General features: G+C 64.4%; 15 protein-coding genes and 1 pseudogene. 7 read left to right on the top strand and 9 right to left on the bottom strand.

All coding sequences use genetic code 11. The features are described 5' to 3' along the window. The first annotated feature begins 49 nt into the window (after window positions 1-49). Window positions 50-520, top strand: coding sequence for a peroxiredoxin family protein (locus ACVWY5_RS01985; RefSeq protein WP_028333595.1), 471 nt, complete (start codon window positions 50-52; stop codon window positions 518-520). A 107-nt stretch (window positions 521-627) separates the two neighbouring features. Beyond that, window positions 628-2,109, top strand: a complete 1,482-nt coding sequence (locus ACVWY5_RS01980) for an aldehyde dehydrogenase (protein WP_028333596.1) — start codon at window positions 628-630, stop codon at window positions 2,107-2,109. Between the two features lie 76 nt (window positions 2,110-2,185). Here the strand turns inward: ACVWY5_RS01980 and ACVWY5_RS01975 are convergent. The 3 genes and pseudogenes from ACVWY5_RS01975 to ACVWY5_RS01965 form a co-directional block, all read right to left on the bottom strand. Then, window positions 2,186-2,401 (bottom strand): annotated as a pseudogene (locus ACVWY5_RS01975) (IMP dehydrogenase); the annotation flags it as partial. Between the two features lie 39 nt (window positions 2,402-2,440). Next, window positions 2,441-2,851, bottom strand: a complete 411-nt coding sequence (locus tag ACVWY5_RS01970) for a (R)-mandelonitrile lyase (RefSeq protein WP_028333598.1) — start codon at window positions 2,849-2,851, stop codon at window positions 2,441-2,443. A gap of 97 nt (window positions 2,852-2,948) precedes the next feature. Next, window positions 2,949-4,172: an MFS transporter gene (locus tag ACVWY5_RS01965; RefSeq protein WP_051376101.1), complete on the bottom strand. Its 1,224-nt coding sequence runs from the start codon at window positions 4,170-4,172 to the stop codon at window positions 2,949-2,951. Between the two features lie 130 nt (window positions 4,173-4,302). Here ACVWY5_RS01965 and ACVWY5_RS01960 point away from each other — a divergent pair, with 130 nt between their 5' ends. The 3 genes from ACVWY5_RS01960 to ACVWY5_RS01950 all read left to right on the top strand — a co-directional run bounded on the left by ACVWY5_RS01960 (window position 4,303) and on the right by ACVWY5_RS01950 (window position 6,756). Next, the gene (locus ACVWY5_RS01960) at window positions 4,303-5,214 is read left to right on the top strand and encodes a LysR family transcriptional regulator (protein ID WP_028333600.1); all 912 of its coding nucleotides are present in this window, start codon (window positions 4,303-4,305) and stop codon (window positions 5,212-5,214) included. An 18-nt stretch (window positions 5,215-5,232) separates the two neighbouring features. After that, entirely contained in the window at window positions 5,233-5,370 is a 138-nt protein-coding gene (locus ACVWY5_RS01955) for a hypothetical protein (RefSeq protein WP_317249681.1), read from the top strand. Between the two features lie 201 nt (window positions 5,371-5,571). Next, the gene (locus tag ACVWY5_RS01950) at window positions 5,572-6,756 is read left to right on the top strand and encodes an ABC transporter substrate-binding protein (RefSeq protein WP_321176751.1); all 1,185 of its coding nucleotides are present in this window, start codon (window positions 5,572-5,574) and stop codon (window positions 6,754-6,756) included. 233 nt (window positions 6,757-6,989) lie between these two features. On the opposite strand, the gene ACVWY5_RS01945 is transcribed toward ACVWY5_RS01950, so the two are convergent. The 4 genes from ACVWY5_RS01945 to ftsE all read right to left on the bottom strand — a co-directional run bounded on the left by ACVWY5_RS01945 (window position 6,990) and on the right by ftsE (window position 10,372). Further along, window positions 6,990-7,757 carry a lysophospholipid acyltransferase family protein gene (locus tag ACVWY5_RS01945; RefSeq protein WP_028333602.1) on the bottom strand — a complete coding sequence of 256 codons (768 nt, stop codon included), beginning with the start codon at window positions 7,755-7,757 and terminating at the stop codon, window positions 6,990-6,992. Window positions 7,758-7,875: 118 nt separating this feature from the next. After that, window positions 7,876-8,586, bottom strand: a complete 711-nt coding sequence (locus ACVWY5_RS01940) for a YdcF family protein (RefSeq protein WP_028333603.1) — start codon at window positions 8,584-8,586, stop codon at window positions 7,876-7,878. A gap of 162 nt (window positions 8,587-8,748) precedes the next feature. Further along, complete coding sequence (locus ACVWY5_RS01935; protein ID WP_028333604.1) at window positions 8,749-9,720, bottom strand: cell division protein FtsX; 972 nt, start codon at window positions 9,718-9,720, stop codon at window positions 8,749-8,751. Continuing rightward, window positions 9,713-10,372 carry a cell division ATP-binding protein FtsE gene (gene ftsE, locus ACVWY5_RS01930; protein WP_016845305.1) on the bottom strand — a complete coding sequence of 220 codons (660 nt, stop codon included), beginning with the start codon at window positions 10,370-10,372 and terminating at the stop codon, window positions 9,713-9,715. Before ftsE ends, ACVWY5_RS01935 begins: the two co-directional genes overlap by 8 nt. Before the next feature lie 181 nt (window positions 10,373-10,553). Here ftsE and ACVWY5_RS01925 point away from each other — a divergent pair, with 181 nt between their 5' ends. Both ACVWY5_RS01925 and ACVWY5_RS01920 read left to right on the top strand, forming a co-directional pair. Next, window positions 10,554-11,420 (top strand): MJ0042-type zinc finger domain-containing protein, encoded by an 867-nt coding sequence (locus tag ACVWY5_RS01925; protein ID WP_028333605.1) that lies wholly within the window; start codon window positions 10,554-10,556, stop codon window positions 11,418-11,420. A gap of 37 nt (window positions 11,421-11,457) precedes the next feature. After that, window positions 11,458-11,835, top strand: coding sequence for a response regulator (locus ACVWY5_RS01920; protein WP_016845302.1), 378 nt, complete (start codon window positions 11,458-11,460; stop codon window positions 11,833-11,835). Window positions 11,836-11,845: 10 nt separating this feature from the next. Here the strand turns inward: ACVWY5_RS01920 and ACVWY5_RS01915 are convergent, their stop codons facing one another. Together ACVWY5_RS01915 and ACVWY5_RS01910 are read right to left on the bottom strand one after the other, a co-directional pair. Next, a complete protein-coding gene (locus tag ACVWY5_RS01915; protein WP_244482305.1) occupies window positions 11,846-12,223 on the bottom strand; it encodes a TadE/TadG family type IV pilus assembly protein in 378 nt (125 codons plus the stop codon). After that, the gene (locus tag ACVWY5_RS01910) at window positions 12,220-12,723 is read right to left on the bottom strand and encodes a TadE/TadG family type IV pilus assembly protein (protein WP_244482307.1); all 504 of its coding nucleotides are present in this window, start codon (window positions 12,721-12,723) and stop codon (window positions 12,220-12,222) included. Before ACVWY5_RS01910 ends, ACVWY5_RS01915 begins: the two co-directional genes overlap by 4 nt. Window positions 12,724-12,728 lie beyond the last annotated feature (5 nt).

Genomic DNA, 12,728 nt, shown 5'->3' with positions numbered 1-12,728 from the left:
ACCGATCTTGCCACCCTGCCGCGAGGTGACAGGCGCAAGGAACCAAGCCGTGACTCCAGCACCCGAAATCGCGGCGTCGTGCTGGTTCAACACCAGCGAGCCGCTGACCCTGGCCGCGCTGCGCGGCCGGCCGGTCCTGCTGCACGCGTTCCAGATGCTGTGCCCCGGCTGCGTCGCGCACGGCACGCCGCAGACCCAGCGCGCGTTCGAGCTGTTCAGGCATTCGGACCTGCAGGTGATCGGGCTGCACACCGTATTCGAGCACCACGCGGCGATGACGGAGGTGTCGCTGGAAGCCTTCATCCACGAGTACCGGCTGACCTTCCCGATCGGCGTCGACGAGGCCGGCGAAGGCACGCCGATCCCGGTCACCATGCAGCGCTACGGCATGCAGGGAACGCCGACCAGCATCCTGATCGGCCGCGACGGCAACATCGTGCACCATGGCTTCGGACAGCAGAGCGACATGGCGCTCGGCGCGATCATCGCGGCCGAGCTTGCCGCGCCGCATGACCGATAGCGGCCCGCCCCGGCTGCAACCCGGCTCACGTGACTGCGTTATGACGGCGTCGCGCAATGCGTGATAGCGTTCCGCCAACCAGAACCATCGCCTTGCGGGAGGATGTCATGAAAACCTATCAGCTCTACATCAACGGCCAGTATGTCGACCCCGCCAATGGCGAATGGTTCGACAGCATCGATCCCTATCGCGGCGAGGTCTGGGCGAAGATTCCGCGCGGCACGGCCGCCGACGCCGACAAGGCGGTGAAATCAGCCAATGAGGCGATGTGGCGCGGCCCCTGGGCGAAGATGACGGCCTCCGCACGCGGCAAGGTGATGCGCAAGCTCGGCGACCTCGTCGCGGCCAATGCCGAGCGCCTCGCCGAAATCGAGGTGCGCGACAACGGCAAGCTGATGGCCGAGATGCTCGGCCAGCTGCGCTACCATCCGGAGTGGTGGTGGTATTTCGGCGGGCTCGTCGACAAGCTCGAGGGCGGCCTGGTGCCGATCGACAAGGCAGAGACCTTTGCCTACACGACCCATGAGCCGGTCGGGGTGGTCGCGGCGCTGACCGCATGGAATTCGCCGCTGCTGTTCGTCGCCTGGAAATGCGCCGCCGCGCTCGCCGCCGGTTGCGCCGTGGTCGTCAAGCCGTCGGAATTCACCTCGGCCAGCACGCTGGAATTCGCCGCGCTGACCAGGGAGGCCGGAATTCCCGACGGCATCTTCAACGTGGTGACCGGCTTCGGTCCCGAGGCGGGCTCCGCGCTGATCGCCCATCCCGGCGTCGCCAAGATCACCTTCACCGGATCGGACACGACCGGCGCAAAGGTCTACGAGACCGCGGCCAAAAGCCTGAAGCGCGTCTCGCTCGAGCTCGGCGGCAAGTCGCCCAATATCGTGTTCGAGGACGCCGACCTCACCGCCGCCGCGGCCGGCGCGATCTCCGGCATTTTCGCCGCCACGGGGCAGACCTGCATCGCGGGATCCCGCCTCCTGGTGCAGAGCTCGATCAAGGAGAAATTCGTCGCGCGGGTGCTGGAGCTGGCGAAGTCCGCCAAGATCGGCGATCCCATGCAGTCCGACACCAATGTCGGCCCGATCACGACGCCGGCGCAGTACAAGAAGGTGCTCGACTATATCGACATCGCGAAAGCCGAGGGCGCGCGCTGCCTGCTGGGCGGCAAGCCGGCCTCCGGCGACGGCATCAAGGGCGGCCAGTTCGTCGAACCGACCATCTTCACCGACGTCGACAACACCATGCGGATCGCGCGCGAGGAGGTGTTCGGGCCGGTGCTGTCGATCATCTCCTTCGACACCGAGGAGGACGCCATCCGGATCGCCAACGACACGATCTACGGCCTCGCCGCCGGCATCTGGACCAAGGATCTCGCGCGCGCCATCCGCGTGCCGAAGCAACTGCGCGCCGGCACCGTGTGGGTGAACACCTACCGGGCCATCAGCTACATGATGCCGTTCGGCGGCATGAAGCACTCCGGCGTCGGCCGCGAAAGCGGCATCGACGCGGTCCGCGAATATCAGGAGACCAAGAGCGTCTGGATCTCGACCGCGACGGACGTGCCGGCGAACCCGTTCGTGATGCGGTGACGGGGGCTCAGCACCTCTCCCGGGCGGGGAGAGGTGCACCAAGCCTGCGCAGTCATCGAATTCGCCATAGCTGCCGTCACACGGTCAGCAGCGTCTTGATCGCGCGGCGCTCGTCCATGGCACGATAACCCTGCGCCACCTGCTCGATCGGCGGCGTTAGATCAAAGACCTTGCCGGGCTGAATGCGGTCTTTGAGCACCCGGTCCATCAGGTCAGGCAGGGAACGGCCGACGTGGGCAGGACCGCAGAGCATGCGCCGTTGCCCGAAGAACAGGGCCTGCCTCTCGAACGACCTCGCTACCGACCTCGATGACAACGCCGCAATATTCATCTATTCGGCCGCAGTGCCAGCGCCATATTGTTCGTCGGTTACCCTCTCCATCCACTCGACCGGACTGCCATTGAGCGTTTCCTGAATGGCGATGTGGGACATCGCCGTCGTCGGCGACGCACCGTGCCAGTGTTTCTCGCCGGGTTCGAACGACACCGCGTCGCCTGGACGGATTTCCTGGATCGGGCCGCCCCAGCGCTGTACGCACCCGCGGCCGAACGTCACGATGAGCGTTTGACCAAAGGGATGCGTATGCCATGCGGTCCGCGCGCCGGGCTCAAAGGTGACGTGGGCGCCGGAGGCGCGCCCAGGGTCTGCGGCCTGGAACAAGAGATCAACACGGACGGTGCCGGTGAAATACTCGGCGGGGCCGCGGGCTGAAGGTTGTGAACCTGCTGGTCTGATTTGCATCGAATACCTCCTTGATGCTGTCGTTCCGACTGATGCCAATGACTTTGGGCCTGCATTCGTTTCCGATGACGTGGGGAAATCCCGCGAGGACGCTGCGTCACACAGCCCGACTTGCCGACGAACAAGAAGCGCATTGCGCGTCGGCCTTGCGACGGCGTGCTCCGACCAAAATCACCAACGACGACAGCGCGAGGATGACGGCGCTGAACAGAAAAGTGGCCTGATAGCCGCTGCTGTCGAAAAGCACGCCGCCACCCGCAGCACCTGCCGTGATCGCCAGTTGGACCACCGCGACCATCAGCCCGCCGCCTGCTTCCGCGTCGTCGGGCAAGGCCTTGCTCAGCCAGGTCCACCAGCCAACGGGTGCAGCCGTGCCGATGAAGCCCCACAGGAACATCAGCGCCGCCGTGGCGCCCAGTGACGAACCCGTCGCGATCAGGGCAACGGCAATTACGGCCATTGCGAACGGCATCAATACGAGGAACGTATAGAGGCGATCGCGGATGACTACACCGATCAGTGCAGTGCCGATCAGACCCGCGACGCCCATCACAAGCAACAGTGCCGAGATCGTCGTGACATCGACGCGCGTTACCGTTTCGAAGAATGGCCGTAAATACGTGAAAAGTGCGAATTGCCCGAGGAAAAACAGCGCCGCTGCGAGCATGCCGTAGGGAACTCCAGGCCGGCGCAGCACCTTGAATGCCGCTGCCGCACTCGCCCGCTCACGGCTCGGCATCCTGGGGAGCGTGACGAATTGCCAAAACAAGGTCAGCGCCGCGATCGGCACCACGCAAAAGAACGCGCCGCGCCAGCCGATATACTGACCGAGAAAGCTGCCGAGCGGCGCGGCAATCGTCGTCGCGAGGGCATTGCCGCCATTGAGAACCGCCAGCGCGCGCGGCACGTCCTTGCCCGGCACGATGCGGATCATCGTTGCGGCGGACATCGACCAGAATCCGCCAACGACCATCCCGACAAGCGCGCGCCCTGCCATGAAGACCGTATAATTGGGCGCGAACGCGACAACGACGCCGGAGATCAGCATGACACTGGTCAGCCACAACAAGACGGTGCGCCGGTCGACGCCACGCGTTGCGGCCGAGATGAAAAGACTGGTCAGGATTGCGAAGAAGCCGGACACGGAAATGGCTTGCCCGGCCTGTCCTTCGGTCAACTCAAGACCTGTTGCGATCGGCGTGAGCAGGCTCACCGGCATCCACTCGGACGCGATGAGGGTCGAGGCGCACAGCGTCATCGCGAAGACGGCGCTCCATGCGGCCATTGGCTGCGTTGTCTTTTGATTGATCGTGGCGTCCATCGGGCATCCATGTTCAGAGAAGCGCCCAGTTGGCGCTGTTCACAGCAACACATAGAGCCCGCCACGGTGTTCGATTAGCTGCCATAATTCGCTTGCATTAATCGACCTAGGCCATGAATATTGACGGGCCATGGCAAGCCGGGATTTCAATGACTTACTGGCCTTCGTGGCCGTCGCCCGCGAACGCAGCTTCACCAGGGCCGCGGAGAAACTGGGCATCGTGCAATCGACACTCAGCCATACGATCAAGCGCCTTGAATCCCAGATGGGCCTGCGGCTGCTCACGCGCACGACGCGCAGCGTCGGTCTGACCGAAGCGGGCGAGCGTCTTCAGCAGTCACTGGCGCCGCGCATCGAGGAAATCGAGCGTGACATCGCGGCACTGATGTCGCTGCGCGACACGCCATCCGGCACCATCCGGATCACGCTCTCGGACCATGCGCTGGAAAAGGCCGTCTGGCCGAGGCTGTCGTCGGTCCTGAAAAAATATCCTGACATCAAGGTCGAGTTCAGTCTCGACACCGGGTTCCGCAACATCGTCAAGGACGGCTTCGATGCTGGAATCCGTCTCGGTGAGAGCGTGGAGAAAGACATGATCGCGGTGCGGATCGGCCCGGACTGGCGGCTGGTCGCGGTCGCCTCTCCCACCTATTTGAAAGAGCACCCCAAACCAAGGCATCCGAAAGATCTCATCAAGCACATCTGCATCAAGCGACGTCAGGCGGCGGGTGGTCACTACGTGTGGGAGTTCGCCAAGAACGGCGCCGAACTCCGGGCGCGCGTCGAGGGGCAAGTGACCTTCAATGACTCTCGCGCCATGATCGATGCCGCCCTGAAGGGTTTCGGCATCGCCTACGTTCCTGAGGACTTGGTGGCGCAACACGTCCAGTCGGGCGAGCTCGTCGTGGTGCTCGACGACTGGTCGCCGAAGTTCGAGGGCTACTTTATCTACTACCCGACATCCCGGCAGAACTCGGCCGCATTCAAGGTGGTCGTCGACGCGCTACGCCATCCTGAAGCAGGGCAAAGAAAGCGCGGCTAAATCAGTGCGACCAGCTCCATGATGCCGTTCGGCGGCATGAAGCCCGGCGTCGGCCGCGAAAGCGGCATCGACGCGGTCCGCGAATATCAGGAGACCAAGATCGTCTGGATCTCGACCGCGACGGACGTGCCGGCGAACCCGTTCGTGATGTGGTGAGTTTTCGGCACTGACATCGCTTGCTTCACCGCTCCCGGACGGACAGAGGTACGACGGCACCCGCGCGCCGAGCTGTCGCACTTGACGTGCAGGGTGGAGCAGCGATCATGAGCGTCTAGGGCACACGCCGAAGAGCGTGGCCGATACTTGGGGAGATTCGCCTTGACGTTTCGTTACTCGCGCGCAGTGTTCTGCGCGCTCATGCTTGCCGCCGCCCAGCCTGCCCTCGCCGACAAGAAATACGGCCCCGGCGTCACCGATAGCGAGGTGAAGATCGGCCAGACCATGCCCTATAGCGGCCCGGCGTCCGCCTACGGCACCCAGGGGCGTCTCGAAGAAGCCTACTACGCGATGATCAACGCGAAGGGCGGCGTGAACGGCCGAAAGATCAAGCTGATTTCACTCGACGATGCCTATTCGCCGCCCAAGACCGTGGAGCAGACGCGGCGCCTCGTCGAACAGGACGAGGTGCTGGCGATCATCGGTACCATCGGCACGCCGACCAATTCAGCGATCCAGAAATATCTGAACCAGAAGAAGGTCCCGCAGATCTTCATTTCGACGGGCGCGGCAAAATGGGACGACCCGAAGAACTTCCCGTGGACCACCCAGCTTTATCCGCCCTACCAGATGGAGGGCATGATCTTCGCCAAATATCTGTTGAAGAACAAGCCCGACGCGAAGCTCGGTGTGTTCTCGCAGAACGATGATGCCGGAAAGGATTACGTCAAGGGGCTGAAGGATGGCCTCGGCGACAAGGCGAAGACGATGATCGTCAAGGAAGTGACCTACGAGGTCTCCGATCCCACGGTCGATTCGCAGATCGTCTCGCTGAAAGCCTCCGGCGCCGACACGCTGTTCACGATGGCGACGCCCAAGTTCGGCGCGCAGGCGATACGCAAGGTCTACGAGCTCGGATGGAAACCGCTGAATTACGTGGTCAGCGTCTCCTCATCGATCAAGGGCGTCATGGAGCCGGCGGGCATAGAAGCTTCGAAGGGATTATTGACCGCGCTCGCGTTCAAAACGCCGACCGATCCCACCTGGGAGAACGCGGCCGACGTGAAGGAGTTCAAGGATTTCCTGGCAAAGTGGTACCCGCAGGGCGACATCGCCGACGGCAGCAATGTCACCGGCTACATCTCGGCCTATATGACGGTGAAGGTCATCGAGATGTGCGGCGATGATCTGACGCGCGAGAATTTGCTGAAGCAGGCAACCAACCTCAACAAGGTGGTCGCGCCGCTGCTGCTGCCCGGCATCGCCATCTCGACGCGGCCGGACCGCTATGCGCCGTTCACGCAGATGCAGATAGCGACATTCGACGGCAAGAGTTGGGTGCCGCAAGGCGAGACCTTCAACACCGACGCGGCGGCCGGTCAGTAGTGGCGACCCCGTTCGCGATACGGTAACTCTCCGCATCGTCATGGGCCGGGCACAGCCGTCCGAAGGACGGCGTCGCTTCGGCTTGCCTGTGCCCGGCCATCCACGTCTTGCTTCGGGCCAAACCAAAAACGTGGATGCCCGGGACAAGCCCGGGCATGACGATTTCTGTAAGGACCGACGAAACGCGGTCACGAAATTCCCGGCAGCAACCGCACCAAGGCTTGTGCTGCGCCCTACCCTTTCGCCGTGTTCGGCACAACGCCGAACAATTTCGCCTGCTCGGCGCGGCCGGCCTCGACGATGCGGGTGGTGGCGGTTTCGATCTGGTCGCGCAAGCGGGTCATGAACTCATCCCGCGGCAATCCCGGCGGCAGCGGGTCGAGGAATTCGACCACCAGCGTGCCCGGATAGCGCATGAAGGTGCGGCGCGGCCAGAACAGCCCGGAATTGAGCGCGATCGGCAGGCACGGCACGCCGCTCTCGGCATAGATCTGCGCGACGCCGGCCTTGTAGTTCGGCGGCGCCCCCGGTGCGGTACGGGTGCCTTCCGGAAAGATCACGAGCTGCCGGCCGAGCTTCACCTCGGCCGCGGCGCGCTTCAGCGTCTTGATCAGCGAGCGCGGGCCGCCGCCGCGCTCGACCGAGATCATGCCGACCTTCTTGAGGTACCAGCCGAACACCGGGATCATCATCAGCTCGCGCTTGAGGATGAACAGCGGATGCTCGAAGAAGCGCACCAGCGCGAACGTCTCCCAGAACGACTGGTGCTTCGAGGCGACGATCAACGGCCCGACCGGAATCTTCTCGATCCCGCGAAACTCGATCCGGATGTTGCAGATCACGCGCATCAGGAACAGGCTGATGTTGGCCCACGCGGCTTCGAGCGCCATCAACGCCCCCCGCGGCAGCAGCAGCGCCGGCAGCGCGATAATGCAGAGCGCCACCAGCACGAGATAGAACAGCACGTTGAAGATCAGCGAGCGCAGGAAGATCGAAGTCATTCTCTCAACACTATCCTTTACACCGTCATTCCGGGATGGTGCGTCAGCACCAGACCCGGAATCTCGAGATTCCGGGTTCGATGCTGCGCATCGCCCCGGAATGACGGTGCCTGATACATCAATTCGCCTGCGCCGTCGCCGGGCGGCGTGGCGCGGCAGCCGGCTCGGCGAGCTCGGAGGTCAGGTCGAGACCGAGATCGGCCAGCCGCACCCGCATCTCCGCGGCGACATATTTGGCGTATTCCGATAGCAAGAGACGGAACGTTGCGCCACTCGTCCACCACGGCTCGTCGCGCCATTTGTCGCCGACCACGGCGAACGGGATCAGCGTCACGTCGGGCATCGCATGTGACAGTTCCACGATCGCCCGCGGCATGTGGTAGTTCGAGGTCACCACGATCAGCGACTTGAAGCCGCGCTCGCGCGCCCAGCGCCGCGTCTCCGCCGCGTTGCTGCGGGTGTTCAGCGCCGAGCGGTCGAGATCGACGCAGCAGCTCATCAGCCCCTTGCTGTCCGGCACAGAGCGGGAAATGTCGCTGGCGTCGTTGGTCGGATGTACGCCCGAGATCAGCAAACGCTTGCCGTAACCGGCAGCCAACAGTTCCATGGCGTCGGACACCCGCGACGAGCCGCCGGTCAGCACCACGATGCCGTCGGCATTTTGCGGCGGGGCGGTCTCGACGCCGCGCAATTGCGAGAGGAAGCCGACAAAGCCGACCGCCGCGGCGACGAAGGCAACCGCCAGCAGCGCGACGATGACGGCGCGCAGCCAGCCGCGCGGGCGCGCGGCAAAGCCATTCGGCGACGTATCGTCGGACTGCAAACTCATGTGATGCGGTTATCCTTCCCCCCGGGGATTTTAAAGCATGATCCGGAAAAGTGGAAACCGGTTTTCCGCGGGACCAGTGCCGCGTGCACGCGCGCGAAATCACACTTGGGCGACGAAATGCGATCACGAGGCAGCGCCACGATTTCGAGTTTCGCGGCGCCGTCAGTCGATGTCGTCGAGCGTGGCAAACAGGGTGCGCCGCGATGCCCACGCGGTGATCGCCGCGATCAGCACCGCCTGCATCGCCAGCACCAGATAGCCCGACGGACGCAGCGAGAACGTGCCGAGCAGGGCCGCGAACTGGTCGCCCACCGGCGTGCCGGAGAACCAGTTGGCGATCGACTCGGAGAAGCCGAACGCCAGCATCGCCGCACCGCCACCGATCAGCCCGCCTTGGAGGCCGAGCCGAAGGAAATGCCGCAGGAAGCGGTTGGCGATGAAGCTGTCGCCGGCGCCGACGAAATGCAGCACCTCGACGATCGGGCGGTTGGCGGCCATCGCGCCGCGGGTCGCAAACGACACCGAGATGATGGTTGCGATGATCACGAGGATGAGGATGCCGACGCCGGCGAACATCGTGGCGCCGGTCATCGAGCGCATGCGCTCGATCCAGGCGCGGTGATCGTCGACGCTTGCGGTCGGCGCCGCCTGCGTCACCCGCGCGCGCAAGCCGGCGAGATCGAGCGTGGTGCCGGGCTGCACCCGCGCCACGATGACGCGCGGCACCGGCAGTTCGTCGATCGAGAGCCCGCTGCCGAGCCACGGCTCAAGCAGCTTGGCGGATTCCTCCTTGCTGAACGGACGGACCTCGAGAATGCCGGGCTGCGCCCGCATCGCCTCCACCGCAGCCTGCGCGTCGCGATCGAGATCGCGGCCCGGCGAGGGGCGCACCTGGATGGTGATCTCGCTCGACACTTCCGACTGCCATTCGGCGGCCGATGCGCTGACGAGCAGCACGGTGCCTGTCGTCAGCGAGGCGAGGAAGGTCATGATCGCGACGACCGCGACCAGTGCACGGCCCGAGATCGAGGCGCGCGGCACGATCGGCGACATGTTGCGCGCGGTGGCCGGGACCTGCGGGCGCTCGCGCCCGAGATCGACCAACGACACTTTCTCGTCGCCGCTCCTATTCATAGATGTGCAGCCGTCCCTGATGCAGCACCAGCCGCCTCGCCTCGTATTGATCCATCAGCGTGATGTCGTGGGTCGCGATGATGACCGCGGTGCCGGATTTGTTGAGCTCGATGAACAGCCGCAGCAGGCGGCGCCCGAGTGTCGGATCGACGCTGCCGGTCGGCTCGTCCGCCAACAGCAGTTGCGGCCGCGAGATCACCGCGCGCGCGATCGCGGCGCGCTGCTTCTCGCCGCCCGACAGGATCGGCGGCAGCGCATCCATGCGCTCGCCGAGGCCGACCCATTTCAAGAGATCAATCACCTCGCGGCGATAGCTCGATTCCTCGCGGCCCATCACGCGGAACGGCAGCGCGACGTTCTCATAGGTGGTCATGTGATCGAGCAGGCGAAAATCCTGCAGCACGATGCCGATCCGCTTGCGCAGGTCGGCGACCTGATCCTTGCTCAGCAGCGAGACGTCCTTGCCGAACAGATTGACCAGCCCACGGGTCGGCCGCAACGACAGGAACAACAGCCGCAGCAGCGAGGTCTTGCCCGCGCCCGACGGCCCGGTGAGGAACTGGAACGAGTGCGCCGGGATCATGAACGAGAGGTCGCGCAAAATCTCCGGGCCGAGCCCGTAGCGCAGACCGACATTTTCGAACCGAACCAATGCGCTAGCTCCGTTCGAGAGGGCCGATGGCCCGATACCCCACACCGACGGCGAAGACGGCCCGACCCCCGGCCGAGCGCCCGCGAACCGCACAGAAAGCTTGTGCTTCGATTATGGTTTCCGATTCGTTAACGGTCGCTAAGTAGCATCCGGGCATCCACACGGTGGAGATTCGGCCTCCATGCATATTGTTTGCCCGCATTGTACAACATCCTACGCCATCAATCCGGCCACCCTTGGCGAGGCCGGACGTACCGTCCGTTGTTCCCGCTGCCGGGAGGTCTGGCTGGCCCGGCCAGAGGACGCCATCGGGGCGACCGCGCCCACTCTGGCCTATCAGGCCGCCGGATCCGACCTCGCCGCCGAATGGGAGGCCATGGGCCGGGAGGAGGCTGACGCGACCCCGATGGTCGAGAGCCCCTCAATTTCGGCCGATTTGCCCGCCGAGGGCAGCGACGCCGCCACGGAATGGCCGGCGCTGGCCGAGGCGGATGCCGCGGCCCATGCCGACGCCGGGGACGCGGGAACCAGGGGCCGCTTCCGCCTGCCCCGGCTTCCTCGCCTGTTCCGGCTGCCCGCCCTGCCCCGAATTCCGTTCATGCCCGTGATCGGCGCCCTGCCGACCACCTGCGGCGCCATGGCCGCGCTGATCATCGCGCTGTTCGTCTGGCGCAACGACGTGGTGCGGCTGCTGCCGCAGACCGCGCTGTTCTACAAGATGGCCGGACTCGACGTGAATTTGCGCGGGCTCGCCTTCAAGGATCTCAAGATCACCAACGAGACCGTGGACGGCAAGCCGGTGCTGGTGATCGAGGGCATGATCGTCGGCCAGACCAGGAAGCCGGTCGAATTGCCTCGGCTGCGCTTCTCGGTCCGCGACGCCCAGGGCGCCGAAATCTATGCCTGGAACGCCGTGCTGGAGCAGCCGTTGCTCAATCCCGGCGAGCGGGCCTTCTTCAAGTCGCGCCTCGCCTCGCCGCCGCCCGAAGGCCGCAATATCGACGTACGCTTCTTCAACAAGCGTGATCTCACCGGCGGCCGCGCGTGAGCCGCCGGCCAACTCTATCGGGAACCGACCAATCACCATGACGCGTGTTCTGATCGCCGACGACGAAGACTCAATGCGCTCGCTGGTGGCGCGCGCCATCGCCATGGACGGCCACGAAACCGTGACCGCGCAGGACGGCGCCGAGGCGCTGGAGGTGCTGACGCGCGACGAAGGCGCGTTCGACCTTCTGCTCACCGACATCCAGATGCCCGTGATGGACGGCATCGCGCTGGCGCTGACCGCGGCGCGCGACTTCCCTGCGCTGAAGATCCTGCTGATGACCGGCTTCGCCCATCAGCGCGAACGCGCCTCCGGCCTCGAAGCGATCGTGCATGACGTGGTGACGAAACCGTTCTCGGTGGCCGATATCCGCACCGCAGTCGCGGACGCGCTGGCGGCGCGGAAGGCCGGCTAGGGTTACGAGTTCAACTCGGAAAGCATGCCCGGGCGGTCAGCGTCACCGGGGACAGATTGAGAAACTGTGCAAATTGAAATGAATAACTCGCGCTGACGATGTTGCCGCAGGCTGACGTGGAATAGCTGAATGTCTGCGCTGGGAGCGTGAGGCCGTATGCCTGCTGCGCGGCGTAATTCGTGATGGCGCTGCCGCTTGGACAGAGCGTGCTGTTGACGGTCGCGCAACGCGCCGCCATTTCGGTGCCGTGCTGCAGCCCGAGCTGAGTCCAGAACAGCAGTCCGAATTCGACGATGCCGAATATGAACAGGAAGAACACGGGAGCGGTCAGGGCGAATTCCAGCGCGGAGGCCCCTCGATCGTCCCGCCATAGCGGTGTGAGTTTCACTGCAGCCTCGCAGTGGACTGGGCGCTATAGGTGTATGTGGCTGCCACAATCTGATAATTGATCAGCGTGTAGTACGTCCCTTGCGCCGAAACCATCGCATATGTTCCGGCCTGCGCGCCGCCGGGGCAGACCGCACCGCAACTGACGGTGCTGACCCCCGAACTGGTCGGGCACCCGCAAAACTGGTACGGCTTGGGCGAAGCATTGATGGCTGTGGAATTCGTGGCGGCTGTTACGGCGCTGGTGACGCCGGTCTCGTCAAAGCCGCGCACGATGGCGTATTGCGCTCCCGCCTGCGCGGCATTCTCGACCTGCATCTTGCGATAGAGCGCGAGTCCGATGTCGGTTACCGAGACGACCATCAGGGACAACAACGGGATCATGATGCCGAATTCGATGGCCGCGACGCCGCCCCTGTCGTGAACGGCGGTGCGCACAAGCCGCGTCAGGGAGAAAACCAATCGACCACGGCTGTTGGATGAGGATCTCTGGATTTGCATCGGAG

This window comes from Bradyrhizobium sp. USDA 3256 (genome assembly GCF_054058275.1).
This window is presented reverse-complemented; position numbering and strand designations above follow the sequence as displayed.

What these genes read in the sequence shown, in the direction of transcription:
- ACVWY5_RS01980 (WP_028333596.1), top strand. Translation starts at nt 628, where the DNA reads ATGAAAACCTATCAGCTCTACATCAACGGCCAGTATGTCGACCCCGCC.
- ACVWY5_RS01970 (WP_028333598.1), bottom strand. Translation starts at nt 2,851, where the DNA reads ATGCAAATCAGACCAGCAGGTTCACAACCTTCAGCCCGCGGCCCCGCC.
- ACVWY5_RS01965 (WP_051376101.1), bottom strand. Translation starts at nt 4,172, where the DNA reads ATGGACGCCACGATCAATCAAAAGACAACGCAGCCAATGGCCGCATGG.
- ACVWY5_RS01960 (WP_028333600.1), top strand. Translation starts at nt 4,303, where the DNA reads ATGGCAAGCCGGGATTTCAATGACTTACTGGCCTTCGTGGCCGTCGCC.
- ACVWY5_RS01955 (WP_317249681.1), top strand. Translation starts at nt 5,233, where the DNA reads ATGATGCCGTTCGGCGGCATGAAGCCCGGCGTCGGCCGCGAAAGCGGC.
- ACVWY5_RS01950 (WP_321176751.1), top strand. Translation starts at nt 5,572, where the DNA reads ATGCTTGCCGCCGCCCAGCCTGCCCTCGCCGACAAGAAATACGGCCCC.
- ACVWY5_RS01945 (WP_028333602.1), bottom strand. Translation starts at nt 7,757, where the DNA reads ATGACTTCGATCTTCCTGCGCTCGCTGATCTTCAACGTGCTGTTCTAT.
- ACVWY5_RS01940 (WP_028333603.1), bottom strand. Translation starts at nt 8,586, where the DNA reads ATGAGTTTGCAGTCCGACGATACGTCGCCGAATGGCTTTGCCGCGCGC.
- ACVWY5_RS01935 (WP_028333604.1), bottom strand. Translation starts at nt 9,720, where the DNA reads ATGAATAGGAGCGGCGACGAGAAAGTGTCGTTGGTCGATCTCGGGCGC.
- ACVWY5_RS01925 (WP_028333605.1), top strand. Translation starts at nt 10,554, where the DNA reads ATGCATATTGTTTGCCCGCATTGTACAACATCCTACGCCATCAATCCG.
- ACVWY5_RS01920 (WP_016845302.1), top strand. Translation starts at nt 11,458, where the DNA reads ATGACGCGTGTTCTGATCGCCGACGACGAAGACTCAATGCGCTCGCTG.
- ACVWY5_RS01910 (WP_244482307.1), bottom strand. Translation starts at nt 12,723, where the DNA reads ATGCAAATCCAGAGATCCTCATCCAACAGCCGTGGTCGATTGGTTTTC.